The 24,066-nt window shown below is 56.8% G+C and carries 21 protein-coding genes and 2 pseudogenes; 12 read left to right on the top strand and 11 right to left on the bottom strand.

The features are described 5' to 3' along the window. Window position 1: 1 nt before the first annotated feature. The 7 genes and pseudogenes from AB4P90_RS11660 to AB4P90_RS11630 all read left to right on the top strand — a co-directional run bounded on the left by AB4P90_RS11660 (window position 2) and on the right by AB4P90_RS11630 (window position 6,896). A complete protein-coding gene (locus tag AB4P90_RS11660) occupies window positions 2-415 on the top strand; it encodes a TIGR03750 family conjugal transfer protein (RefSeq protein WP_034113438.1) in 414 nt (137 codons plus the stop codon). Further along, on the top strand, window positions 412-1,053 hold the full coding sequence (locus tag AB4P90_RS11655; protein ID WP_034113440.1) for a PFL_4703 family integrating conjugative element protein: 642 nt from the start codon (window positions 412-414) through the stop codon (window positions 1,051-1,053). The genes AB4P90_RS11660 and AB4P90_RS11655 overlap by 4 nt, the downstream gene beginning before the upstream one ends. Beyond that, a complete protein-coding gene (locus AB4P90_RS11650; RefSeq protein WP_034113442.1) occupies window positions 1,050-1,862 on the top strand; it encodes a TIGR03749 family integrating conjugative element protein in 813 nt (270 codons plus the stop codon). The genes AB4P90_RS11655 and AB4P90_RS11650 overlap by 4 nt, the downstream gene beginning before the upstream one ends. Continuing rightward, window positions 1,852-3,369 (top strand): TIGR03752 family integrating conjugative element protein, encoded by a 1,518-nt coding sequence (locus AB4P90_RS11645; RefSeq protein WP_034113444.1) that lies wholly within the window; start codon window positions 1,852-1,854, stop codon window positions 3,367-3,369. Before AB4P90_RS11650 ends, AB4P90_RS11645 begins: the two co-directional genes overlap by 11 nt. Continuing rightward, a complete protein-coding gene (locus AB4P90_RS11640; protein WP_034113447.1) occupies window positions 3,332-3,748 on the top strand; it encodes a TIGR03751 family conjugal transfer lipoprotein in 417 nt (138 codons plus the stop codon). Before AB4P90_RS11645 ends, AB4P90_RS11640 begins: the two co-directional genes overlap by 38 nt. Continuing rightward, window positions 3,748-6,498, top strand: coding sequence for a conjugative transfer ATPase (locus AB4P90_RS11635; protein WP_169886235.1), 2,751 nt, complete (start codon window positions 3,748-3,750; stop codon window positions 6,496-6,498). The genes AB4P90_RS11640 and AB4P90_RS11635 overlap by 1 nt, the downstream gene beginning before the upstream one ends. A 126-nt stretch (window positions 6,499-6,624) precedes the next feature. Continuing rightward, window positions 6,625-6,896, top strand: a pseudogene (locus AB4P90_RS11630) (HU family DNA-binding protein). 130 nt (window positions 6,897-7,026) lie between these two features. On the opposite strand, the gene AB4P90_RS11625 reads toward AB4P90_RS11630, so the two are convergent. Next, a complete protein-coding gene (locus AB4P90_RS11625; RefSeq protein ID WP_230961991.1) occupies window positions 7,027-7,218 on the bottom strand; it encodes a LasR-specific antiactivator QslA in 192 nt (63 codons plus the stop codon). Between the two features lie 427 nt (window positions 7,219-7,645). Between AB4P90_RS11625 and AB4P90_RS11620 the strand changes: the two genes are divergently transcribed. After that, window positions 7,646-9,343 (top strand): SulP family inorganic anion transporter, encoded by a 1,698-nt coding sequence (locus AB4P90_RS11620; protein WP_014338734.1) that lies wholly within the window; start codon window positions 7,646-7,648, stop codon window positions 9,341-9,343. Between the two features lie 144 nt (window positions 9,344-9,487). On the opposite strand, the gene AB4P90_RS11615 is transcribed toward AB4P90_RS11620, so the two are convergent. The 6 genes from AB4P90_RS11615 to AB4P90_RS11590 form a co-directional block, all read right to left on the bottom strand. After that, window positions 9,488-9,703 (bottom strand): YgdI/YgdR family lipoprotein, encoded by a 216-nt coding sequence (locus tag AB4P90_RS11615; RefSeq protein WP_014338733.1) that lies wholly within the window; start codon window positions 9,701-9,703, stop codon window positions 9,488-9,490. Window positions 9,704-9,829: 126 nt separating this feature from the next. Further along, complete coding sequence (locus AB4P90_RS11610; RefSeq protein ID WP_034113451.1) at window positions 9,830-11,317, bottom strand: DASS family sodium-coupled anion symporter; 1,488 nt, start codon at window positions 11,315-11,317, stop codon at window positions 9,830-9,832. Between the two features lie 414 nt (window positions 11,318-11,731). Then, window positions 11,732-11,890, bottom strand: coding sequence for a hypothetical protein (locus AB4P90_RS11605; protein ID WP_155717231.1), 159 nt, complete (start codon window positions 11,888-11,890; stop codon window positions 11,732-11,734). A gap of 32 nt (window positions 11,891-11,922) precedes the next feature. Beyond that, window positions 11,923-12,960, bottom strand: coding sequence for a zinc-dependent alcohol dehydrogenase family protein (locus AB4P90_RS11600; protein WP_014338731.1), 1,038 nt, complete (start codon window positions 12,958-12,960; stop codon window positions 11,923-11,925). A 142-nt stretch (window positions 12,961-13,102) separates the two neighbouring features. Next, window positions 13,103-14,104: a DUF4105 domain-containing protein gene (locus AB4P90_RS11595; RefSeq protein WP_034113453.1), complete on the bottom strand. Its 1,002-nt coding sequence runs from the start codon at window positions 14,102-14,104 to the stop codon at window positions 13,103-13,105. Beyond that, complete coding sequence (locus tag AB4P90_RS11590; protein WP_318253191.1) at window positions 14,101-15,975, bottom strand: alpha/beta fold hydrolase; 1,875 nt, start codon at window positions 15,973-15,975, stop codon at window positions 14,101-14,103. Before AB4P90_RS11590 ends, AB4P90_RS11595 begins: the two co-directional genes overlap by 4 nt. A 359-nt stretch (window positions 15,976-16,334) precedes the next feature. Between AB4P90_RS11590 and AB4P90_RS11585 the strand changes: the two genes are divergently transcribed. Together AB4P90_RS11585 and AB4P90_RS11580 are read left to right on the top strand one after the other, a co-directional pair. Next, on the top strand, window positions 16,335-16,979 hold the full coding sequence (locus AB4P90_RS11585) for a TetR/AcrR family transcriptional regulator (protein ID WP_034113455.1): 645 nt from the start codon (window positions 16,335-16,337) through the stop codon (window positions 16,977-16,979). Window positions 16,980-17,252: 273 nt separating this feature from the next. Further along, window positions 17,253-17,693 (top strand): annotated as a pseudogene (locus AB4P90_RS11580) (hypothetical protein). Between the two features lie 103 nt (window positions 17,694-17,796). Here the strand turns inward: AB4P90_RS11580 and AB4P90_RS11575 are convergent. Genes AB4P90_RS11575 through AB4P90_RS11565 form a run of 3 tightly spaced genes read right to left on the bottom strand, consistent with a single transcriptional unit; the run spans window position 17,797 to window position 22,697 of the window. After that, entirely contained in the window at window positions 17,797-18,912 is a 1,116-nt protein-coding gene (locus tag AB4P90_RS11575) for an ABC transporter permease (RefSeq protein ID WP_014338726.1), read from the bottom strand. Continuing rightward, a complete protein-coding gene (gene rbbA, locus AB4P90_RS11570) occupies window positions 18,913-21,651 on the bottom strand; it encodes a ribosome-associated ATPase/putative transporter RbbA (protein ID WP_034113458.1) in 2,739 nt (912 codons plus the stop codon). After that, window positions 21,648-22,697, bottom strand: coding sequence for an HlyD family secretion protein (locus tag AB4P90_RS11565; protein WP_372436608.1), 1,050 nt, complete (start codon window positions 22,695-22,697; stop codon window positions 21,648-21,650). The genes rbbA and AB4P90_RS11565 overlap by 4 nt, the downstream gene beginning before the upstream one ends. Before the next feature lie 244 nt (window positions 22,698-22,941). On the opposite strand from AB4P90_RS11565, the gene AB4P90_RS11560 reads away from it, so the two are divergent. Further along, window positions 22,942-23,214, top strand: a complete 273-nt coding sequence (locus AB4P90_RS11560; RefSeq protein ID WP_034113460.1) for an HU family DNA-binding protein — start codon at window positions 22,942-22,944, stop codon at window positions 23,212-23,214. 141 nt (window positions 23,215-23,355) lie between these two features. Here AB4P90_RS11560 and AB4P90_RS11555 read toward each other — a convergent pair whose 3' ends face one another. Further along, window positions 23,356-23,610, bottom strand: a complete 255-nt coding sequence (locus AB4P90_RS11555) for a LasR-specific antiactivator QslA (RefSeq protein WP_034113462.1) — start codon at window positions 23,608-23,610, stop codon at window positions 23,356-23,358. Between the two features lie 169 nt (window positions 23,611-23,779). On the opposite strand from AB4P90_RS11555, the gene AB4P90_RS11550 reads away from it, so the two are divergent. After that, on the top strand, window positions 23,780-24,034 hold the full coding sequence (locus AB4P90_RS11550) for a helix-turn-helix domain-containing protein (RefSeq protein ID WP_034113464.1): 255 nt from the start codon (window positions 23,780-23,782) through the stop codon (window positions 24,032-24,034). Window positions 24,035-24,066 lie beyond the last annotated feature (32 nt).

Raw genomic sequence — 24,066 nt, 5'->3', positions numbered from 1 at the left:
CATGAACGACACTATCGAACGCCTTGCCGACGGCACCTTGGTCTTTCTGCCGGAGCGACTCAACCGCGATCCTGCCGTACTGCGCGGTTTGACCAATGATGAGATGTGGGTAGCTCTCGGCACTGGCGCCGTCATTGGCCTGCTGCTGGGCGTTCCTCTAGGGATCGTCACCTCGTCTATTGCCGTTGCGCCGACCAGCATGATCGCAAGCATGGCACTGGTGTTATTTGCCGGCGGTACGCTTTTGCGTCGGGCCAAACGGGCTCGCCCCGAGACCTGGTTGTACCGCAAGCTCGAATGGATACTCGCCAGCCGTTGGCGCCTGGGGCGCGGAAGTTTGATTCTCCACTCCGGCGCCTGGACGGTTCGCCGTTCGCGTCGACTGCGCCCTGCCCTATCCCGGTGGCAACCATGAGTCGTTTTCGGAACAAGGTGGATGCCCAACACGCCCACATCTTCAGCCTGCGTCTGGCGGTAGTAATTCTGGCCCTGGTCTGTGCCGGACTTTGGTATGGCTGGCGCTCGGCACCGACCGATATGACCGTGCATGTACCCCCGGATCTGCGCTCGGGCAGCACGCGTAAGTGGTGGGATGTCCCCCCAGAGAATGTGTATGCCTTTGCCCTATACATCTTTGGTCAGCTCAACCGCTGGCCCTCAGATGGAGAGCAGGACTATCGCCGCGCCATCTATGGCTTGCAGTCCTACCTGACACCCTCCTGCAAGGCCTTCCTCGATGGCGACTACGAGTACCGCAAGGCCGCCGGCGAACTGCGCCAGCGGGTGCGTGGGGTCTACGAAATTCTGGGACGAGGCTACAGCGAAGATCCGGAACTCAGGGTCAAGCAACTCGACCGTGACAGCTGGCTGGTCAAGCTCGACCTCAACGCCGATGAATATTACGCCGCCGAACCGGTGAAACGGGTGGTGGTGCGTTATCCATTGCGCGTGGTGCGTTTTGACCTGGATCCCGAGCGCAACAAGTGGGGGCTGGCGCTGGATTGCTATCAGGGCACTCCGCAAAAAATCTCCCTGCCTGGAGGTGAGCCATGAAGCGGATTTCGACCCTGGGACTCACCGTCGCACTGATGCTATGGGGAGCTGCAGCGCAGGCCGTCGAGCTGATGCACTGGGAACGCCTACCCCTCGCCGTCCCACTAGTGATCAATCAGGAGCGGGTGGTCTTTGTCGATGAGGCTGTTCGAGTCGGTGTGCCCTCAACGCTGACAGGCAAGCTGCGCGTGCAGTCAACCGGCGGCACGCTGTACCTGCGCGCGTCAGAAGCCATTGCACCGACCCGACTGCAACTGCAATCAGTCACGACGGGCGAGATCATCCTTCTGGATATCGCGGCCACTCCCGGCGATCAACCGCTGGAGCCCGTGCGCATTCTCAAGAATGCTCAGGTGCAAACTACCGAGGCTGAATCCAGTACCGTCCCTGCTCCAGAACGCACACCAATCCCGGTCGCATTGACGCGTTACGCCGCGCAAAGCCTGTACGCGCCGCTGCGCACCGTGGAGTCCCTGCCCGGTGTCCGTCGCGCCCCGCTCAAGGTGCGCACCGAACTGCCAACCCTGCTGCCCACCGAAAACGTGTCCAGCACGCCCATCGCCTCCTGGCGACTCGGTGACTACTGGGTGACGGCGGTGAAGTTGCGCAATCGTGGCTCAGCGACAGTGCAACTCGATCCCCGTCGGCTTCGGGCCAAGCTGTTCGCCGCTGCTTTCCAGCATGCTTTCCTCGGGTCTGCCGGCAGCGCTGAAGACACCACGATCGCCTACCTTGTCACCCGCGGTGCCGGCCTCGAGCAAGCCGTGCTGCTCCCGCCCGTTGCGCGAGGTGCTGACGATGAAAGCTAACGCATTGCTCAAATGGCTGGTACCGGCTGCGCTGCTGGCCGTGGTGTTGATCATCCTAAAAAGCTGGGTCGCGGGTGGCAGCACGCCCTCTCCAGAGAACCCAGTTGATCAGGGCAATATTCAGTTATCCGCCGAGCAAGCCAAGTCGCTCGGCATTGCTGGCGATACCCCACGCGACACCGTCGCCACCCTGGTCGGACAGGTGAAGGCCATGCGCAGCGATATGCTCGGTTTGAAGAAACACAACGATTCGCTGCAGACGGAAAACAACCGCCTGCGCGAACGGGAGAACAGTGTCGATTCGCGCATCCAGACCGCGCTTGGCAGTGTGACCCAGCAAGTTGATGAAGGCCGTCGACAAGCCAACGAGGCCCGGCTCAAAGCAGAACAAGACAGCCGCCAGGCCCGTGGTCTGCTGACGCAATTGCAGGACCAGTTGTCGGGGCTGACCGGCAAAGGTAAGGAAATGCCAATCGGATTGGGGCTTGAGCCCGGCGATGGTGCTCAGTTCGAAGGGCAGCATTCTGCCAATGATACGATGCAGTGGATTGAACCTTCAGATGCTCGGCCCACCGACGCCCGAGACAAAACCAAGACCTCCTCCGCATTGAGTCTGCCTACCGCCTTCAACTCACTGGAAGGCTTGAAAGACAACGCGATTGATCGCAGCCAGAAACAGCTACGTGCAGTTACCAAGGGTGAGCGCGACCTGACGCGATCCGTTGATCGTACCGAAAGCGCGAAGCCGGTCTACACGATCCCCGAAAACGCAACATTGATGGGTTCGGTCGCCATGACTGCGCTGATCGGTCGAGTCCCGGTGGACGGTACCGTAAATGATCCTTACCCCTTCAAGGTGTTGGTCGGTCCCGAGAATCTGACGGCCAACGGCATCGACCTACCAGACGTCGCGGGCGCCGTGATGAGTGGCACAGCGTCCGGTGACTGGACGCTATCCTGCGTTCGCGGGCAAGTCGAGTCGATCACTTTCGTGTTCACAAACGGCACCATCCGCACGGTGCCTCAGCCGAAGGCGGTAGCCAGCCGCAATGCCTCCACCACCCAAAGCTCGAACACCGACAATATCCACGGTGGACTCGGTTACCTGTCCGATCCGTATGGCATTCCGTGCATTGCCGGCGAGCGCCGCTCGAACGCCCAGCAATACCTCGGCAGCCAGAGTCTGATCACAGCAGCTGGCGCAGGTGTCGCTGCCTTGCTCGGGGATGAGCAGAACAACAGCAGTGTGATCAGTTCGGGCGGCAGTACGCTCGGGGTTACCAACAGCAAAGGCAACAGCGCGCTGAATTCAATTCTCAGTGGTGGGGTCAGCGACATCCGCGAGTGGATCAACAAACTGTATGGCGAGACCTTTGCTGCCGTGTACGTGCCACCGGCCGCCCAAGTCGCGCTGCACCTCGACCATGAGATCACCATCGACTACGAGCCCAAGGGCCGGAGCGTTCGCCATGAAAAAGACCATGCTTCTCTGCCTGACCTGGATTAGCCTGTTCTGCTGGGTCTTGGCGGGGTGTTCCACCGAAAAGGAGACGCTTCTGCCCCATGGCGAGCAAACCATGCTGGACATCTGGAACGGTGCCGGTTCGCAAGGCACCCAGCAGCAGCTGCTGGATGCTCGGCAGCAGCTACGCCGCCCGCTGACCCAGACGGATTTCTCCGCTTCTCTCCAAGAGCCGTATACGCGCACGGCGTCGAACGAGATCCACAGCCTGTTCCCTCGCCTGCCCAATCCCGATCTGGTGCTGTACGTGTACCCACATTTGAGTGGAACCGAACAAGCACCCGTGCCGGGTTACTCAACCGTCTTTCCGTTCTACCAACGGGTGCAATACACACTGCCTGGTGAACGACAGGAGGACCTGTAGTGCGTACCCACGATTCGGGCAACAGCACTTCGGCATGGAAAGCCTGGCGCCACCCAGCGCGCCCTCGCGCAACCTTGGCCGATGAAGCCGCACTCTATTCGCACAACCCCAGCTTCACCGACCACCTGCCGTGGGTCGAATACCTCGACACCGAGCAGTGTTTTCTACTGGATGACAATCGCTCGGTGGGGGCGGTGTTCGAATTACTGCCCATCGGCACCGAAGGGCGCGAACCCGATTGGTTGATGGCGGCCCGCGATGCCCTTGAGGATGCCCTGCAGGATAGCTTTGACGAGCTGGATCAAGCGCCGTGGGTGGCGCAGTTTTTCTGCCAGGACGATAACGATTTCACCCCCTACCTGACGCGGCTCACCGATTATATTCAAGACAGCGCGCGAGGCACGGTCTTCACCGAAACGTTTTTGGAACTCAGTCGTCGTCATCTGCAGGCCATCGCCAAGCCGGGAGGTCTGTTCGAGGACAAGTCCGTCACGCGCCTACCCTGGCGCGGCAATAACCGCCGGGTGCGCCTGGTGGTCTATCGCTGGCTTGAGTCTGGCGCTGAGGAGACGGGACTCACCCCTGTGCAATTCCTGCAGCAGGCTTGCGAACGTATTGCGGCTTCGTTGCAGGCGTGCGGCGTGCAATCGGCGCGAGTCGATGGCCACGGTCTGTATGCTTGGTTATTGCCCTGGTTCAATCCGGCACCCAGGCTCACCGATGAAGCACCCGAGGGCTTTTACCAACGTGTTGCCTATCCGGAGCCTGCTGATGGCGAGTCGCTGGAATTACCCTTCGATCACGACTTCGCCGAACGGCTGTTTTTCAACGAACCGCGTTCGGATGTGCAACAGGGACTTTGGTACTTCGATGGGCAACCCCATCGGGTCATCGTGGTGGACAAACTGCGACGCGCACCATCGATTGGGCAACTCACCGGAGAAACCCGTAAGGGTGATGCAACCAATGCCCTATTCGACCAGTTACCCGAAGGCACGGTGATGAGTCTGACCTTGGTGGTCAAGCCGCAGGATGTGCTCGAAGACCAGTTAAACCGATTGGCGCGCAAAGCCATCGGTGAAAACCTGGCCTCGACCCAGACCCGTCAGGATGTCGAAGAGGCTCGTGCGATCATCGGTCGCCAGCACAAGCTATACCGCGGCACCCTGTCGTTCTATGTGCGCGGTCACGATGAACAGCAACTGCACCAGCGCTCGGTCAGCCTGGCCAATGCGCTGTTGGGTGCGGGGCTGCAACCGGTACGCGAAGGCGATGAAGTCGCCGCCTGCAATAGCTACCTGCGTTGGTTGCCGATGGCTTACAACCCGGCCCGCGACACGCGCAACTGGTACACGCGCCTGATGTTCGCCCAGCACTTGGCGAACCTCGTTCCAGTCTGGGGCCGCAGCACCGGTACCGGCCACCCGGGTATCACCCTGTTCAATCGTGGCGGCTCGCCATTGAGCTTCGACCCATTGTCACGCCTGGACCGGGCCATGAACGGTCATCTGTTGTTGTTCGGCCCCACCGGCGCCGGCAAGTCCGCCACCCTGGTAACCCTGCTGATGCAGATCATGGCGGTGTACCGCCCTCGCCTGTTTATCGTCGAGGCTGGCAACTCCTTCGGCTTGCAGGGCGACTACTTCGCGACACAAGGCCTGTCGGTTAACAAGGTCCAATTGAAACCTGGCGCCTCGGTCAGGCTCGCCCCGTTCGCCGATGCCTGGCGTCTGGTCGAGCAACCAGATCAAGTGGCGAGTCTGTCTATCGATGAGTGGGAGGATGAGGCGGTAGCCAGTCGCGAAGACCAGCGCGATGTTCTCGGCGAACTGGAAATCACCGCCCGACTGATGATCACCGGCGGCGAGGCCAAGGAAGAAGCCCGCCTGAGCCGAGCCGACCGAAGCCTGATCCGCGAGTGCATCCTGGATGCGGCGCAGACCTGTGTCGCAGCGGGTCGCCAGGTGCTGACCCGCGACGTTCGCGACGCTTTACTGCGCGTCGCCGCCGACATGCACTTGCCGGAGAAGCGTCGCGAGCGTGCCCAGGAAATGGGCGAGTCCATCGACCTGTTTTGCCAGGGTTTCGAAGGCGAACTGTTTGATCGCGAAGGTACGCCTTGGCCCGAGAGCGATGTGACCATTGTCGATCTGGCCACTTACGCTCGCGAAGGCTACGAGGCACAGATGTCCATCAGCTACATCAGCCTGATGAATACCGTGAACAACCTCGCCGAGCGCGACCAGTACCTGGGGAGGCCAATCATCATGGTCACCGACGAGGGCCATATCATCACCAAAAACCCGCTGCTGGCGCCATTCGTGGTCAAGGGCACGAAGATGTGGCGCAAGCTCGGTACCTGGTTCTGGTTGGCGACGCAAAACCTTGCCGACTTTCCCACGGCTGCGCAAACCATGCTCAACATGATCGAGTGGTGGATCTGTTTGAACATGCCGCCCGCGGAAATCGAAGAGATCGCACGGTTCAAGAAACTCACGCCGGCGCAGAAAGCCTTACTGCTCTCCGCCAGTAAGGAGACGGGAAAATACACTGAGGGGGTCGTGCTATCGAAGAAGCTCGAAACGCTGTTTCGGGTCGTGCCACCTAGCCTCTATCTCGCCCTGGCCATGACGGAACCCGAGGAAAAAGCCGAACGCTGGACACTGATGCAGGAGAACAGCTGTTCAGAGTTGGAAGCGGCTCACCTGGTAGCTGAGCACATTGACCAGGCCCGTGGAATCGGGACGTAAGTATCGATTTTTTAAGCCCAAACAGCATTACATCTGCACAGAGTTGGAGAGCGGTGTTGTGCTGGATATGCCCGAACTATCTGAGTAGATTACTCGTCACCATTCAGCCAGCAGAAGGAGTCGTACATGAATAGAAACGATCTCGTCGAGGCCATAACGAGCTCTGCCGACCTCCCGAAATCCACTGCCGGACGCGCACTGGAAGCCCTTACAACCATCATATCCACTGCATTGAAAAGCGGTGAGAACGTCACCTTGGTTGGTTTTGGTACCTTTGCGGTGAAAGCGCGTGCAGCGCGCGACGGCCGTAACCCTCGAACGGGGCCACCATCAAGATCGCTGCTTCGAAAATTCCTAGCTTCAAAGCCGGTAACTCGCTGAAAGACGCGGTTAACTAGACGCTGGTGGCGATTACCCCATACCAACTCTGCGAGAGCGCTGGCGTTGGGCTTCAGCAGCCGAAACGCTTGCTGAACTCCGGGAGCCGTCCAAGCCATGTGTATGAACCCGTCTTAAACGTCGTTTTTCTCAGCTTTGATTTGGGCAGGGTGACACACTGCTTAGCCGCTGCTGGATTCTCAACAAGAATCCGGTTTCAAAAGCATCTTGACAGTCGCCAACAGGAAAGGTCGTACGTGTTTGCGCCAGTTCCCACCATAGGGGAATCTCGCCGGGCGTATCAAGCCAAGCCTGAGCACATTGCACGCCACGTTCGATCATCGAGGCAAACTCGTTGCCCCAAGGTGTCAGAAGACTTGGGCAACCATCCGCCGCAGGAATTGAAATGTAGTTTTGGTCCATACCCACCCTAGATGTCTGATTTATTGTTAGACGTGGAATCCAACCTCGAAAAGCGTAACGGCACCAAATAAACGCTCGATAACCGAGATGCCAATGGTGAAAACCTGGGTGACAACTGAGCAGGACAAAAAATCAATTAATTGAATGATAACAACTTGCGGAGTTGACAGGCCGATATTAGATGGCGTGCAATCGAAGAAGTAGTTTTTCTTTGATTTGTTTCGTGAAGCGACCTTCGTCGCTTGAAGCAGACCTAAAAGCGATGCTTATGATTTAATACTCTAAATGAGCAGTCATATTTGCGCGCTTCAATAGCCCACCACTCACCACTCGAAAGGCCCCATGCATGTTTCTCTCTCGCTGGTTGCCCGGCTTGGCCAACCTGTTGCAGTATCGCCGCGAATGGTTTCGACATGATCTGCAGGCCGGCTTGTCGGTGGCGGCAATCCAGATACCCATTGCCATCGCCTATGCGCAAATTGTCGGCCTCCCGCCACAGTACGGTTTGTACGCATGTATTTTGCCGATGATGGTTTACGCCCTGATCGGCAGTTCGCGACAGTTGATGGTCGGCCCGGATGCCGCTACCTGTGCCATGGTCGCTGGGGCGATTGCGCCGCTGGCGATGGGCGACCCGGCGCGTCTGGCGCAACTGTCGGTGATCGTCACGATTCTGGTTGGCTTAATGCTGATCGGTGCTGGCCTGGCACGGGCGGGGTTCATCGCTAGCTTTTTCTCGCGGCCGATCCTGATCGGTTACCTCAACGGTATCGGTCTGAGCCTGTTGGCAGGGCAACTGGGCAAAGTGCTGGGATTTCAGATCGAGGGCAACGGTTTCATCTTCAGCCTGATCAATCTGCTACAGCGCTTGGGGGACATTCACTGGCCAACGCTGGGGATCGGCGTCGCAGGCCTGGCCTTGCTGATCTGGCTGCCACGTCGCTACCCGCACCTACCGGCGGCGCTAGTGACGGTGGCCGTCGCAACCTTGGTCGTCGGCCTGTTTAGCCTCGACCGTTTTGGCGTGGCAATTCTGGGTCCGGTGCCGGCGGGCATGCCGCAATTGGCTTGGCCAAAAACCAATCTTGAAGAAATGAAAAGTCTACTACGCGATGCCCTGGGCATCGCCACCGTGAGCTTTTGCAGCGCTATGCTCACCGCCCGCAGCTTTGCGGCTTGCCATGGTTATTCGATCAACGCCAACCACGAGTTCCTGGCCTTGGGCGTTACCAACATCGCCGCCGGGGTCTCTCAGGGCTTCGCCATCAGCGGTGCCGACTCGCGCACCGCAGTCAACGACATGGTCGGCGGTAAAAGTCAGCTGGTGGGGATCATCGCCGCTTCGGTCATCGCTTTGATCCTACTGGCCTTCACCACGCCCTTGGCCTGGATTCCGCAGGCCGCCTTGGGGGCGGTCCTGCTGATGGCCGGCTGGGGACTGATTGATGTGCAGTCACTGCGAAAGATCTACAAGCTCAGTCGCTTTGAGTTCTGGCTGTGCGTACTGACCACCATCGGCGTGCTTGGGGTCGGCGTACTGCCGGGCATCATCATCGCCGTGACCCTGGCGATCCTGCGCTTGCTCCAAAGCATCTACCAGCCCACCGATGCGGTGCTCGGCTGGGTGCCGGGTATCGAAGGCCAGGTCGATATCCGCCACCATAAGGATGCGCGCACGGTGCAGGGGTTGGTTGTGTATCGCTTTGACGATGCCATCCTGTTCTTCAACGCCGACTACTTCAAGATGCGCTTGCTTGAGGCCGTGCAGCATGAGGAACAACCGCGAGCGGTGCTGTTCGATGCTGAGGCGGTCAGCTCGATAGATGTCAGCGGTATTGCCGCACTGAGGGAGGTGTGCGATACCCTGAAAGCGCGCGGCATCTACTTCGGCATCGCCCGTGCACGTGGGCGTTTTCTGCGCATGCTGATACGTTCGGGACTTGCGCGGGAGATGGAGGGCGAAAGGTTATTTGGTTCAGTGCGTTCGGGCATCAGAGCCTATCGGTTGTGGCGTAATCGCAGTAGCAAGGGACGGGGTCTTTAGAATCGACAAGGGCTAAGCCTTGCTTGCATCTCGAGAACGCCAAATAGCCAGGGCATTGCCCTGGCTATTGCACTGAACAGGACCTGCCTGGAATGCGGGCCACCCGCAGACAATTCCAGCGAAGGCTAATATCGTGGAGTTTTCTTACAGGTCTTTGATCGTCCGTACTTGGTCTTTGTTAATACGTTGAAATTTACCATCCAATTGCTTGAACTCATAGAAACCACTCTTTGCGTCATATTTTGGCGCATCCAGCGTTTGAAGTTCGCGGCCGTCGTTGAGCACAATCGACGATGGGGTGGCACAGCCAGCCAATACGCAGAATGCAAACGTAGAGGTGACGTATTTTACATATTTCATAACAGAACTCCATTATTGATGATTCAAAAAACACAAAGACTATTTAACTAACCTAATTGGTCACTATGCGCGTTTTAATTACTACTCTACTGAGTAGTTACTTCGTATTAGCTCCGCAGTCCCACTTCAGATCCAGCCTAGCCAACTCCAGTAGGTACTGGCGAATACCAGTAACAACACATAACCAATCAAAGTGATGAGAACACCGACCCGAGCAAACTGTTTGGGGGTAAACGTGTCGGTTCCCAAGCAAACCATATTCTGCGGTGCATTGATGGGCAGGATGAAACCGAAGCTCACAACGAACCCGAGCAACATAGTCATTCCTACGCGACTGAACTCGCCTGGAAGCGTGAGGAGCACAGCCATGAGAATGGGTAACAGTGCCGAAGTCAGAGCCGTAGCACTGGCAAACCCCAAGTGGATCACGATCAGAAACGCGCTGAGTATCGCAAAAACGCCCAGCGGACCGACCTTGTCCAACCCCGTATGCTCCACCACCTGCGCACCTAGCCACTGCCCGGCCTGTGTGGTCAACAACGCAGTGCCCAAGCTGATCCCGACACCGAATACGATCACCGTGCCCCAGGGAATACGGGACTGAACGTCCTTCCAGGTCATCACACCGAAACGCGGTAATAGGAGAATGACTAATCCGGCATAGGTGGTCGATGTGGTGTCGAACGAATGCAACCGGCCTTCGCTTGCCCACGCCAATAAAAGCAGCAGCGATACCACTCCCAAGCGTTTCTGCGGACCAGTCATAGGTCCAAGCTCGGCCAAACTTTGCTTCACTGCTGCCAATCCACCCGGCACCCTGTCGCTTTCAGGGGGGAGCACTTTCAGCACCACCACAATCAGCACTAACGACATGATCACTGCCCAGGGAGTCCCCGCAATCAACCAATCGATCCATGACACTCTTTGGTCCAGCATCTTCTCCATGAACCCCACCGTCAGCAAGTTCTGTGCGGCAGCTGTTTGAATACCCACGTTCCAAATACTGGTACCTTGGGCAACAATTATCATGAGACCGGCTGCGATATTGGAGCGCTTGGCCACGCCAAAGGCGGCGATCACCCCCATCATGATAGGCACCACGCAGGCACTACGCGCGGTGGCGCTGGGTACTACCAGGCTCAGTAGCACGATCACCAGCATTGCGCCGAACAGGATCCGCCGTGTGCTGGCCCCGACCTTCGTCAAGGTCACAAGTGCTATGCGGCGATCCAGCCCGGTATGAGTCATCGCGGCAGCGATGAACAATGCCCCAACCACCAACGCAAGGGCTGGATTGGAAAAGCCGGTGAGTGCCATTGAAACACCAGCCGATGAACCATAGGTGAGTGACGGGGCCTGCACGGTTGGTGCAGTGCCGATCAATATCGCTATCAGCGAAGTGATCATGATGGCACTGGCCTCGTATGAAACCGCCTCGGTCACCCAGACCGTGACCGCAAACACCAGGATGGCCAGCATACGGTGTCCGGCTACCGGCAACTCCGTAGGCAACGGCAAGAACAACACGATCACCATGGCCACAACCGCGACGATCAGTCCCGGCGGAAAGCGTAGCTGTTGCTGTGGGGTAGCAGTTGAGGCACCTTCATTCATAGGATTCTCGCTAAAACGGTAAAAGGGAATTAAACAGCCTCACGCATCGGAAAAGGTCCAGCCGCACGCTTGGCCCTAACAAATGGGGGACTGTGGCTGGCCGTAGTCAGCTGTCCAGTGCCGGTTGCGGATCCTGGGCACGTCCTCGAAATGCTCGCGAGGAAAGCATCGTGGTTGCACAACCGGCTTCGAAATAGCTCATGCCATACCGCCTCTGGAAAACAGCCGAGAGGCAGACAACTTATCTATCGCGAACTCATAGCGACTCATGCTGTTTAACACGACCAGAATGGTGTTGTAGTGCTCACGTGATGAGATCCCCCATACATGAAAGCGCGCCTCGTTCGCGGATACCAGTTTCTACATTAGCCACTAAGCTACTCCCGCCTCGGTTGTCAGCAAGTTCCCCGCGCACTACAGCACTACATCCGGTCCCACCCTGCCGATCCAGGTGGCCCTGCCCCTGAGCCAGAGGTTAATTTGCTCATAGGCTATGCCGCCAAACAGAGATGACTTCAAGCTTGAGGAACCGGCCTTAAGCACCAGCAACAATCCGCTGGTCTGGATCGCCATGCGTAGTTCCTGCAATGCGAGGCGGACGGGTGTTACTGGCTGAGAATGACCTTGATCGCTTTTTCCTGGGCCGCGTTGCCAAAGACCTCGTAAGCCTGAAGTATGTCATTCAGTGCGAAGCGATGAGTGATCAACCGGCCCGCATCGATTTTGCCAGCTTGCACCGTCTTGATCAGCATCGGGGTAGTGTTGGTGTTCACCAACCCGGTGGATATGTTGATGTTTTGGATCCATAGCTTTTCCAGATGTAGCTCCACGCTCTTACCGTGCACTCCCACGTTGGCAATATGGCCACCTGGGGCTATCACCGATTGACAAGTATCGAAAGAAGCTGGAATTCCCACCGCCTCAATTGCGACATCCACACCAATGCCATTGGTCAATTCAAAGATACGCTCGATAGCATTTTCGGTCTTGATGTCGATCACGTGGGTGGCACCGAAACGTTTGGCAACCTCCAGGCGATTGCTATCACCGTCGACCGCGATCAGCATGGCCGGAGAATAGAATTGAGCCGTCAACAATGCCGCCATACCCACCGGCCCCGCCCCGACTATCACCACGCTGTCACCAGGCTTGACCTTGCCGGCCAAGACCCCGATTTCAAACCCTGTGGGCAAGATATCGCTCAGCATCACCAGGGCTTCCTCATCCGCACCCGCAGGAACCGGATAAAGGCTGTTATCGGCATGCGGAATGCGGACGTATTCAGCCTGAGTTCCATCGATCATATGGCCAAGAATCCAGCCGCCGTCAGCGCAGTGAGAATACATCTGACGCCGACAGTTGGCGCAACTGCCACAAGAGGTCACACAGGAGATCAGCACATGATCACCAGGTTTGAAATTGCGTATAGCCGAGCCGACCGTCTCGACAATGCCAACCCCTTCATGGCCAAGGGTCCGTCCAGGCGTAACCGCAGGAACATCGCCCTTGAGGATATGCAAGTCAGTGCCGCATATTGTGGTGTGCAACAAACGAATAACGGCGTCAGTAGGTTTATCGATGACAGGGGTAGGCTTGTCGGTCCAGTCTTTAATGCCAGGACCTTGATAGACGAGGGCTTTCATAGTGTCTTCCTTTATCCGATAGAACATCAGGATGGAGCGCACGTGCTGGACTGGCGGCCTTCTTTGAGGCACTGAGTATTCCCTGACCGGCAAAGTAAAGGCTGGCCCAATTAAATCATCACTCATTGAATAAATCAAAGGATTACCAACCCGGCACGCCCTCACGGATCCTCGCGGAAAACCCTGTGGAGTCCTCCTTCGCACGCTCAGTGATGCGGCCGACCTCTCGCAGTGCTTCAAGCGAATAAGCCGGCTGCAGGCCACCGACATCGTGAACATAGCCAGGCAGGTAACCGGTCAGGAGCAACCGGTAATCCATCGGCAACCCTGTCACAATGGTGTTCATCATGTCGAAAACAATGCTGGTACAGTTGGCGCTGACGGTATTGTAAAAGCGCGGGTGACTCAGCAAATCATTGGCCTGCTCAACGTAGGACAACAACAATGCTTTGCGCTGGGGCGCCGATAACACAATACGATAGAGGTAATCGTCCTCACCGCGCACGTTGGTTCTAACCCGCAACGCGTCACGTTCATCGGTCGCCAGAATACTGACTTCGTACTGCTTGAAAAATCCGCTGATCGCAGAATAGCTCTCGCCCTTTTCCTTACGGGTTTCGACACTGAACAGCAAAAACCTACCATCCTCGAAACCGAACGACACCAAGATGTGGGCTATGGCAGGCATCCCCCAGTACGAAGTGATGAGGTCCACCGAAGACAAGTGCTCCAGGTCATATTCACGTGTTTCCCAACGGGCACGGTAATCTTCATCCGTCTGCCACTCGAAGTTGCGCACATTGCTCATTGTCAGCCGGCTGCCTTCAAGTTTCCCGGAGGTCATCTGCGCGACATCGTCTGCCCAGATGCGCTCGTTCGACGGTGTGAGCGTACCCCACCAGACTCCGATAGTTGCCAGTAATACGGCGTAACCGAGAACGGCTCGCCAGGGCCTTGTGCTCCATGTCAGTACCGCAAAACCTATTCCGCATAGACACCATACGAAGATCACTGCATTACAGGCCCACAACGGCAATGGCAGTCGATAACTCAACGCCAGTGCACCCCAGGCGATAAGAACGGTACCTATCAGGGTCAGCAGGCTGCGCAGCAATAGGTCGATAACCTTACGCACAGGTCTCATTGGCGCCTCCCTGGGGAGTCTTTCATATCTGCAAGATGCTGTTGAAGGACACGGCGAATCTCGATAATTGCTTCGGGGGTTTCTTGCACGCTATGACCTGAGGACACTATTTTTTCCGATTGCGCACCGAGCAGATGGCTGCTGCTATAGGGCACTACTCCGTCGTCAGAAAGGGTCAGCGCAATAGACGGCGTGTAGTTACCGATAATGCTGTGATACTGCACCTTTGGGGAGATAGGAAGATCTGCCACCGCCATTACAAGCGGATCATGATTGCTCAAGTTGTCGATACTGTTTAGCGGACGCACCATAGCGGCTGAGGAGGCACTGCCAGGCATCACCAACAATTGTCCCAATTGCTTGAACCGATCGAGCACCGACACCGGCAACTGTACTAGTCCGGCTGCCCAACGTGAAATGCGATTCTCGGCGAACGGCGTACCCTGGTGCGGAGCGGCGACGAAAATCGCGCGGCTGACCTGAGGCAAAGGCGAGAACTTCAGAAACGGATCTAGATTTTTGTGTGCAGCCGCCAGTTGTCGATCATTCAGTTTGTACTTGGCCAACAACGTATCTCCCACCCCGGCTCCAGACGTCGATACCATAAGGCGCGACAGGACACCACCCATGCTGTGACCTACCAGAACCACGTCACGACTGGCCCGCGCTGTTCCCTCGGGATCGAAATGCTGCAACGTCTCCTCAATGACGCTACGGATGGTGGCATTGTTTAGCGCAAGCGGCAGGTTCGTCGGATAGTACAACTGCCACACTTGGTAATTGCGTCGCAGGTGTTCATCACCGAGGACTTCATTGGCAACGTTAATCCAGGCCTCGGGGCTACTTGCAAAACCATGCAACATGATCACGACATGGCGCTCTGGGTCGTACGGCTGCAAGAGATATAGATGGGGCTTTTTCAGGACATCCCCCCTCCCTACCAACGTAAGCAACGATTGACGCGCAAAACCGGAACGCGCTAGCCACAAACCATAGCCCGAGGTGAAGTTGGCCGCCAACGGCGTTTCAATGCCGCCAAGCGTCACAGCGTCTTGGTGATACGGGTCGTAGGCCAGCACTTCGACCTCATCGGTGGCTAACACCTGCTCAAGGGTTTGGCCTGGAAAACGAGCGACTGCGGTCACCGCTGGAAAAGGCGTTTCGCTCCAGGACTGTTCGTCGCTGTCGCTGTTAACCACCTTTTTCGCTGTGACAGCCACTAGTTCAGCACCGAGTCCATCACGGCGATACTGGTTGCGCAGTCCTGCAAAAGATAATGAGGCGGCAGGAATCAATTCTTGTGGCAAAAAACGTTCATTGGCCAGACGCACATTTTCCATACGTCCGAACACCGTCCAGCGTCCTGCACGTAGCCGGAAATTCCCCCGGTCATCCTCGGCCTGTGGCGGACGACCGCGATACCGTTCGAACAACTCACTGAGTGCTTGCTGGACGGAAAAGTTGTAGTAATCGCGCACCTGTGATTGACGGTCTTCCAAAGCTCTCTGACTGGGCGATCTAGTTGTCAGGAACAGATAAGCGTAGGCATAACGTGCGCTCTCCAAAAAAGCATCGGTACGGCCTTCGGCACTTAACGAACTGCGCGAATCCTGAGCCTCTTGTAGCCATAATTCAGACAGCGTGGAAAGACGCTGTTCCTCGCCCAACCCTGCGTTAAGACGCACCTGTTCACGGCAGGCACTTGGGTTCTCACTGCAGTCTTTTTCGGCAACTCCGGCGACCTGTAGCGAGGTACGCGCGGCGACACTGAGCTTTCCTGACGTCAGCGCATCGCCACGACGAAGCGAGAGATAATCGCGATTATCAACGGCATTGACCTTGACCCCGGCGCAACCGACGGTAGCGATCATGAGTACGACCAACATTGCTCCAGGACAGATACGAGCCAAGCCATTCAATTGTTGCAACGACACAAAAAGACCTTACTAGTGAACTAACGAAAATGAGCGCATCCGCCGTGCGGCGGAAGACGTTGCTATCAGGCCATTTGGCTAATCGTTCTGCGAAAACGGGAAAGAGGACTCGCCTCGACGTCCACACTGAATAACGATGGTTGAGCCCCGATCGAGAGCAGCCGTCGCATGTAAGACGCATCACAGCTCAAATGCTACGATTAGCCCATCATGAAAATTTATTCATCGATCGCTGATTAAATCCCTGCTTGGCTCTGCATGTCAACCAACCCGTCTAGACCAAGGTATTTGAACCAATGCACACCGAACTCACCAAACGGCGAGGCCGACCACCGAAAGCCAATGAGATCAAACCTGATGCCATCATTCGGGCGGCCCTAAAGTCGTTTGCAGCGCACGGCTTCGAAGGCGCTAGTCTGCGGCGCATCGCTTCCACTGCAAACGTCGACGTGGCTCTGATATCACACCGGCACGGCACAAAACTCGAGCTTTGGAAGGCTGTCGTAGACGACATCGCAGATAAGTTTGTCGTGCAACTGAGCCGACCACACGAGCCCTTCGATCCCGCTAACCAGACATCCATGCAGCGACTGCTGTTTGCCGTCGACCAGATGATTGATTTTTCAGCTGCATCACCTGAAATATCGATGTTCGTGATCAAGGAAGTCGCGCAGCAGCACGAAAGATTCCTTTATGTTTATGAGCGTCTCATAGGGCCCGCCCAAGAAGTGTTGCTACCCATTGTTGAGCATGCTGTCGCTGATGGTTTTCTAAAAAACGTCGACCCCCATCTGTTTTTTTATAATGTTTCTGGTGCCATTGCTCTGACGGTTTCGTTGCGATCTTTCGTCGGGCAGTTTGGGCGTAATGCATTCAGTTCAGAAAGCTTTTCATCCAGTATGAAATCGTTGTGGAGGGTACTTCTTCAGCAGGAAATCTGAGCGTCCCGCTGTGTCCCAAGCCGTAACCGTTTGATATCGCTGCCCGCAGATGGGGTTGTTTGTGCCATCGATACCAAAGCCAGACAGTCTGGTCCTTTTAATTGCCTTTTTACTAACCAAACACAAGTTATTACTAGCGAATGAGGCGCAGATTTCTGCTCTCCAACTGCGAAAGTAAGGCCACCGTCATGCCTCCAGCCGCATCAGCAATTCTCCTCGCCACGACCATTGGCTTCTCGGCGCTAGACGGCTTGATGTTGGGCATGCGCGGCGATGCGATGGACCCGGCGCGGTGATTTCCTCATGGAAATCTGGAAGCTGGGCCTGGAAAGAGTCAGCCATAAGCTCTACCACGAGTCAGGCCTGCTGGGGGTTTCCGGAATTTCCAGCGACCCGCGTGAACTGCTTGAGGTAGAAGCCGGTGAACCTCGCGCAGCCATGGCCCTTGCCTTATAAATGTGCCGTTTCCTGCATGAAGCCGGCGCGCTGCTGGCGACCTTGGACGGCCTGGACGTACTGGTGTTCACCGCTGTCGTCGGCGAACACAACGCAACGATTCGGGCACGCATGTGCGCGAGCCTAGAGTATCTGGGCATCGAACTGGATGCGGTGATTTCGAGTCCGACCAGCCGGGTCACCGTGGTGGTCGAGCCCAGCAATGAAGAGCGGGGTTGCGCCCTGGATGCTTGGCATATAACCCAGGTGGGCATCTGATTGGGCTCGGGTTCGTGTGCCAGGCAATGCCCAACGGCGGAGTCCAGCGTAGACGCTAGGCCCATTGGACAAAGCGTCGCGTGCGCGCCAACGCACGCGATCGTCAATTCAAGGACTTGCGCAGGCGTGAAAGCGCGACGAAAAAGAACACGCTGCCAATCGTCACCAACGCCAGTAGCTGCGGCCAGATGATCGACAATGAAGCACCACGAAACAGAATCGCCTGACTGAGCTCGACGAAATGCGTGGTGGGTGCCGCCAGCATGATGTTCTGCACCCCTTCGGGCATGCTTTCACGGGGGGTCATACCTCCCGAGAGGATTTGCAAAGGAATCAGCGTCAGGATGATCAACAGCCCCAACTGGGGCATCGAGCGGGCCAGGGTACCGTAGAAAATTCCGATCGATGTGGTGGCAAACAAATGCAAAGCAGCGCCCGCCAGGAACAGTGCGAGCGAGCCATTGATAGGAATCTGCAACCACTTCTCGATGATAAAAAACATCGACAACCCCGCTGCTGCCAGCACTACCAGTGCCATTGACCAGACTTTGGCCACCATAATTTCAAACGGAGTGATGGGCATGACCAACAGATGTTCGATGGTCCCGTGCTCACGCTCGCGAATCAGCGCTGCACCGGTGAGGATGATCGATAGCATGGTGATCTGGTTAATCACCTCGTTGATCGCTCCGAACCAGCTGGAAATCAAATTCGGATTGAACTCCATATGGACCACCGACACGACCTCGTCGGCCGTGACAGCGCGGTAATGCTTGAGAAACTCGGCCACCTCCGTGCCTATGATCTGCTGGATATAGCCAGCCCCAGAAAACGCCTGGCTAATCTGGGTGGCATCGACGTTGACCTGTATCGTCGGCTTACGCCCGGCAAGCAGGTCCTGCTGGAAGCGCGCGGGGATATTCAGCGTGAAGGTATAGACGCCCGAGTCCATGCCACGGTCGATCTGGGAGTAGTCGATATCCACCGGCTTGAGGAAGTACGGCATCTGGAACGCGTTGATGATTTGGTTGGACACCTGCGACCGGTCTTCATCGACGATCCCAATGCTGGCCCGGTGCGGCGTCTCCGGCACACTGGTGGCAGCCGAGTAAACACCGAGGGTGAACGAGAATACGATCAGCGCCAGCAACGCCGGGTCGTGGTACAAGCTACGCAGTTCCTTGATGCCCAATTGCAGGATGTTGGAGAGACTGGACACTCACTTCTCCTGCTTTTTCAGGCCGGCGACGCTGAACAGCGTCAGCAGCGGGATGGCAATCAATAACGGGATGAAATAGCCGTACAGATCCGCCAGCCCTAACCCCTTGGAAAACACCCCACGGCTGATGGTGAGGAAGTGACTGGTCGGATACATATTGCCGACCAGCGTGCCCACGCCTTCCAGGGATGACACCGGATTGAGCAACCCGGAAAACTGAATCGCGGGCAGTAGCGTGACGATCGCAGTGCCGAAAATCGCCGCAATTTGGCTGGAGAGGATAGACGACATCAAAAGCCCCATACCCGTGGAACAAATGAGGTAAAAAAAGGCACCGATGATCAAAGTTAGCAGGCTACCTTTGACTGCGACACCGAAGACCATCACCGCCAGCAGCAACAACAGAATAAAATTGATCATCCCCAGGGCGATATAGGGCAATTGCTTGCCCAGAAGGAACTCCAAACGCGTCACGGGCGTGACATACAGGTTGGTGATTGAACCCAGCTCCTTTTCCCGGACTACACCCAAGGCGGTAAGCATGGCCGGGATCAGCATCAGCAACAGCGGGATCACCGCCGGAACCATCGCCGGAAGGCTCTGTACATCGGGGTTGTAGCGATAGCGCAAGGCGATGTCCACCGGGCTGCCGGACGCCGTGCCAGTCGTTTCCAGCAAACGCTGCTGCAAATAACTGGCATGAATCCCGGCCACATAACCCTTGATGGTTTCAGCCCGGGTCGGCATGGCACCGTCGACCCAGAAGCTCACCTCGGGATGGCTGCCGCGCTTCAGGTCACGGCCAAAGCCAGGCGGGATCTCTATCGCCAGGCTTATATCACCTCTTCGCAAGCGCTGATCCAGGTCGTCGTAATCGCGCAGATCCTGCTTCTCGGTGAAGTAACGCGAGCCGGAGAGGTTGAGGATATATTCTTGACTGGATCCCGTCTGGTCGCGGTCAAGCACTGCGTAGCGCAGGTTCTCTACATCCAGATTGATACCATAGCCTATAATCAGCATCAGCAGCCCGGTGCCCAGCAGCGCAAGCGTGGCGCGGACCGGATCACGGCGTAACTCCATGGCCTCGCGACGGCTGTAACTGAGCAGGCGGGACAAGCTGAAGCGCGACTGCCGAACGGTCCTGACAGCATCCGCTGCTTGCGCGACGGCCGCTGGGGCCTCAGCCACTGTTTGCGGGGCCGCGACATCCTCCAGGTAGGCGATAAAGGTTTCTTCCAGCGTTGGTAAACCACGCTTGTCCATCAAGGCTTGCGGCGTGTCACTGTCCAGTACGCGACCGGCATGCATCATCGAAATTCGGTCGCAACGCATCGCTTCGTTCATGAAGTGCGTGGAGATGAAAATCGTCACGCCCTCTTCCCGGGATAACTGGATCAGCAACTCCCAGAAATTATCCCGCGCAACTGGGTCGACACCGGAGGTCGGCTCGTCGAGGATCAGAATTTCCGGATTATGGATAACCGCCACCGCCAGCGACAGACGTTGCCTGACGCCCAGAGGCAGATCATTGGGCAAGCTGTCGGCTACGGAAACCAGGTCAAAGCGCTCAAGCATTTCTTTGATACGCTGGCCCTGCCGCTCCTTGGGTAGATGAAATAGGCGCGCGTGCAACTCAAGGTTCTGCAAAACGCTCAACTCGCCATACAGCGAGAAGCCTTGAGACATGTAGCCCACGCGGCGTCGAGTCTCGATGTCCTTGGGGTCGACATCCTGCCCGAACAGCTGAGCCTTGCCTTCGGTAGCGGGCTGTAACCCAGTGAGCATCTTCATGGTGGTGGACTTGCCACAACCATTGGAGCCCAGGAAGCCGAAAATCTCGCCCTTCTCGATACGAAAATCCACATGATCCACGGCGACGAAATCCCCGAAGCGACAGGTCAGGCCGTGGGCTTCAATCGCCACAGCAGCTTCTGCTCCTTGGGTTTTACGTGGCGGAATGACCAACGTGTGATGGCCACGGCGCTTTTCTTCTGGAAGCAAGGCGATAAAAGCCTGCTCCAAATTTTCGCTGTGGGTGCGCTCCAGCAGCTCAGCGGGCGAGCCGGTGTCCAATACCCTACCGGCATCCATGGCCATCAGCCAGTCAAAGCGCTGAGCTTCGTCCATGTAGGCAGTGGACACCAGTACGCTCATGCCGGGACGATTGCTGCGAATGCGCGCGATCAACTCCCAGAACTGATTGCGCGCAAGGGGATCGACGCCAGTAGTCGGCTCGTCAAGGATCAGCAGGTCAGGATCATGGATCAACGCACAGCACAGGCCCAGTTTCTGCTTCATGCCTCCGGAGAGTTTGCCCGCTGGGCGATCGGTGAAGCCATCGAGGCCGGTGCTGCGTACCAAATCATCGATACGTCGCTTGCGCTCGGCTTGCCCCTGCCCGAACAGACGGCCGAAAAAATCCAGGTTTTCGAATACCGTCAGAGTGGGGTACAGGTTTTTGCCCAAGCCCTGAGGCATGTAGGCAATGCGCGGGCATACCTGACGTCGGTGCCCGGCATTGGCCATGTCGCCATCCAGCACCTGCAACGAGCCCTGTTGCAGTTTTCGCGCACCGGAAATCAGTGCCAGCAGACTGGATTTGCCAACCCCATCGGGGCCGATCACCCCAACCATGCAGTCAGCCGGTATCTGCAGCGTCACGTCGTCCAGCGCACATTGCTTACCGTAGTGCAGGCTTATTCCGGCAAGCTGCGCGACGGTGGTTTGAGGCGCGGTCATTGCGGCACATTGATCTGAAGTTCAGCCGGCCATTGTGCATCGGTATCCAGCTTGAGGTACGCCATACCGGGCAGGCCAGTTTTGACCTGATTCAGATGTTTTTCCAGCAGCTTGCGATCAATCCGCGCCTTGACCCGAAACATCAACTTTTCCCGCTCACTGCTGGTCTCCACGGTCTTGGGCGTGAACTGCGCCACACTGGCGACATAACTGACCTGCGCAGGGATCACATACTGTGGCGCAGCATCCAGAATCAGCCGCACGTCAGAGCCCAGCGCCACGCGCCCAGCCTGGGCCGTGGGCAGGAAGAAGGTCAGATAGACGTCATTGAGGTCTACTAGGTTAAGCACCTTGCCGCCGGCGGCCAACACCTCGCCAGGTTGTGCCACTCGGTACTGGACCCGCGCCTGGCGGTCGGTTTTGAGCTGGCTGTCAACGATATCGGCCTGCAACCGATCAACCCCTGCCTTGAGCGCTTCAACGCTAGACTGCGCTTCGATGACCTGGGATTTGGCGGCAATAATCGCTGCTTCGGCCGACCAGACCTGAGCCTTGGCCGAAGCCACCGCCGCCTGGTTGCTTTGCTGCACGGCTAAATCGTCGTCCAACTGCTGACGAGCCACGGCGTTGTACTTGATCAGTTGATCGGTACGTCCGTAGCGTTTTTGCGCGGCGGTCAATTCGGCAACCCGCTGATTGACAGTGGCTTCGGCAGCCTGCTTTTCGCTCTGGCGTTGCTGAACGATGGCGCTGGCGGTTAGCACCGCATTGTCGGCCTGCCGTACCTGGGCCTGGGCCTGTTTCAATTGCGCTTCAAGCACTTGCACATCCATGGTAGCAAGCACCTGGCCAGGCTGAACGAAGTCGCCTTCATCCGCATCAATGGTCAGTATGCGCCCCGCCAACTTGGTGGCCACATCGATTTCAGTGGCCTCGATGCGTCCATTGCCACTGGCAAAACCCTCACCCAGCCCGGATGGTCGAAGCTCCATCCAGGCCCAGAACCCCAAGCCGACGACAATCACCCCGCCCAGCACAAACTTCATCGCGCTTTTCTTGCCTGCCAAGTGCATCACTCTTCCTTAACATTCGATCACAAAGGCGCTCCCGGAGCGCCTGCCCACCAAACCTGGCCGGTAAAAAAATCGCGCACGTTTATTTGAGGCTATCAGGCACATCAAGCGCATAAACTGATCTGGATCAGTATTCCGCTAGAAATTTTTGGCAGGTTTGCCAGAACTATCTAAGTAGATTTACTCGTCAACATTCAGCCAGCAGAAGGAGTCGCACATGAATAAAAACGAACTGATCGAGGCTATAGCGAGCTCCACCGACCTCCCGAAGTCTAATGCCGGGCGCGCACTGGAAGCCCTCACAACCATCATATCCACTGCGTTGCAAAGTGGTGAGAACGTCACCTTGGTTGGTTTTGGTACCTTTGCGGTGAAAGCGCGTGCAGCGCGCGACGGCCGCAACCCTCAAACTGGGGGCACCATCAAGATCGCAGCCGCGAAGACGCCTAGTTTCAAAGCCGGTAAGTCGCTGAAAGGCGCGGTTAACTAGACGCCGGCGGCGATTACCCAATACCAACTCTGTGAGAGCGCTGGTATTGGGGCTTCAGCAGCCGAACACGCTTGCCGGACACAGGGAACTGTCCATGTCATCCATACGAAGCCTGCTTAAACGTCGTTTTCCTCAGATCGTTCATTCGGCACAATTTAATCGCTGCTGAATCCTCAACAGGAATCCAGCCTCAAAAGCATCTTGGCGGTCACCGACAGCAAAGGTCTTGCGGGTTTGCGCCAACGCCCACCACAGGGGAATCTCGCCGGGCGTATCAAGCCAAGCCTGAGCGCATTGCACGCCACGTTCGATCATCGGGGCAAACTCGCTGCCCCAAGGTGTCAAAAGACTTGGACAACCATCCGCAGCGGGAATTGAAAGGTAGTTTTCGTTCATACGCACCCTGGATTTCTGATTTATTGTTAGACGCTGGGCCCAGCTTCGAAAATCTTAACGAAACCAAATGAACGCTCGATAACAGGCATGAGCATAAAATGGCCTAGATCAATGTCAATGTAGACTATACCCCGTGGATTGAGAGTCCCTCTAGGCGCAATTTGCGCGCATGACTCAAGACTACGAACAGCTTCGTCTGCATCTGGCGGAAAACATTCGCCTGATGCGACGCGTGAAAAACCTTACCCAAGAGCAATTGGCGCTCATGGCAGAGGTGGATCGCACCTACGTCAGTCAAATAGAACGATGCACGGGCAATCCGTCGCTATTGGTCCTGTGCAAGCTCGCCAATATTCTCGAAATCACCACGGATCAGCTACTTGCTGAACCCGATACTCTGCGCAGCGCCCTTCACGTCAAATAATAGTCTCACGACTCACAAATCCGATAGGTCCG

The organism is Pseudomonas sp. B16120 (assembly GCF_044218845.1).
GTDB lineage: Bacteria > Pseudomonadota > Gammaproteobacteria > Pseudomonadales > Pseudomonadaceae > Aquipseudomonas > Aquipseudomonas paracarnis.
Note: the sequence above shows the minus strand (reverse complement) of the source record. Positions and strands in the feature narration are given on the sequence as shown.

What these genes read in the sequence shown, in the direction of transcription:
- AB4P90_RS11610 (WP_034113451.1), bottom strand. Translation starts at nt 11,317, where the DNA reads ATGAATGAAGGTGCCTCAACTGCTACCCCACAGCAACAGCTACGCTTT.
- AB4P90_RS11650 (WP_034113442.1), top strand. Translation starts at nt 1,050, where the DNA reads ATGAAGCGGATTTCGACCCTGGGACTCACCGTCGCACTGATGCTATGG.
- AB4P90_RS11645 (WP_034113444.1), top strand. Translation starts at nt 1,852, where the DNA reads ATGAAAGCTAACGCATTGCTCAAATGGCTGGTACCGGCTGCGCTGCTG.
- AB4P90_RS11620 (WP_014338734.1), top strand. Translation starts at nt 7,646, where the DNA reads ATGTTTCTCTCTCGCTGGTTGCCCGGCTTGGCCAACCTGTTGCAGTAT.
- AB4P90_RS11625 (WP_230961991.1), bottom strand. Translation starts at nt 7,218, where the DNA reads ATGATCGAACGTGGCGTGCAATGTGCTCAGGCTTGGCTTGATACGCCC.
- AB4P90_RS11600 (WP_014338731.1), bottom strand. Translation starts at nt 12,960, where the DNA reads ATGAAAGCCCTCGTCTATCAAGGTCCTGGCATTAAAGACTGGACCGAC.
- AB4P90_RS11550 (WP_034113464.1), top strand. Translation starts at nt 23,780, where the DNA reads ATGACTCAAGACTACGAACAGCTTCGTCTGCATCTGGCGGAAAACATT.
- AB4P90_RS11590 (WP_318253191.1), bottom strand. Translation starts at nt 15,975, where the DNA reads ATGATCGCTACCGTCGGTTGCGCCGGGGTCAAGGTCAATGCCGTTGAT.
- AB4P90_RS11560 (WP_034113460.1), top strand. Translation starts at nt 22,942, where the DNA reads ATGAATAAAAACGAACTGATCGAGGCTATAGCGAGCTCCACCGACCTC.
- AB4P90_RS11615 (WP_014338733.1), bottom strand. Translation starts at nt 9,703, where the DNA reads ATGAAATATGTAAAATACGTCACCTCTACGTTTGCATTCTGCGTATTG.
- AB4P90_RS11660 (WP_034113438.1), top strand. Translation starts at nt 2, where the DNA reads ATGAACGACACTATCGAACGCCTTGCCGACGGCACCTTGGTCTTTCTG.
- AB4P90_RS11595 (WP_034113453.1), bottom strand. Translation starts at nt 14,104, where the DNA reads ATGAGACCTGTGCGTAAGGTTATCGACCTATTGCTGCGCAGCCTGCTG.
- AB4P90_RS11565 (WP_372436608.1), bottom strand. Translation starts at nt 22,697, where the DNA reads ATGAAGTTTGTGCTGGGCGGGGTGATTGTCGTCGGCTTGGGGTTCTGG.
- AB4P90_RS11640 (WP_034113447.1), top strand. Translation starts at nt 3,332, where the DNA reads ATGAAAAAGACCATGCTTCTCTGCCTGACCTGGATTAGCCTGTTCTGC.
- AB4P90_RS11605 (WP_155717231.1), bottom strand. Translation starts at nt 11,890, where the DNA reads ATGGCGATCCAGACCAGCGGATTGTTGCTGGTGCTTAAGGCCGGTTCC.
- AB4P90_RS11555 (WP_034113462.1), bottom strand. Translation starts at nt 23,610, where the DNA reads ATGAACGAAAACTACCTTTCAATTCCCGCTGCGGATGGTTGTCCAAGT.
- AB4P90_RS11585 (WP_034113455.1), top strand. Translation starts at nt 16,335, where the DNA reads ATGCACACCGAACTCACCAAACGGCGAGGCCGACCACCGAAAGCCAAT.
- rbbA (WP_034113458.1), bottom strand. Translation starts at nt 21,651, where the DNA reads ATGACCGCGCCTCAAACCACCGTCGCGCAGCTTGCCGGAATAAGCCTG.
- AB4P90_RS11655 (WP_034113440.1), top strand. Translation starts at nt 412, where the DNA reads ATGAGTCGTTTTCGGAACAAGGTGGATGCCCAACACGCCCACATCTTC.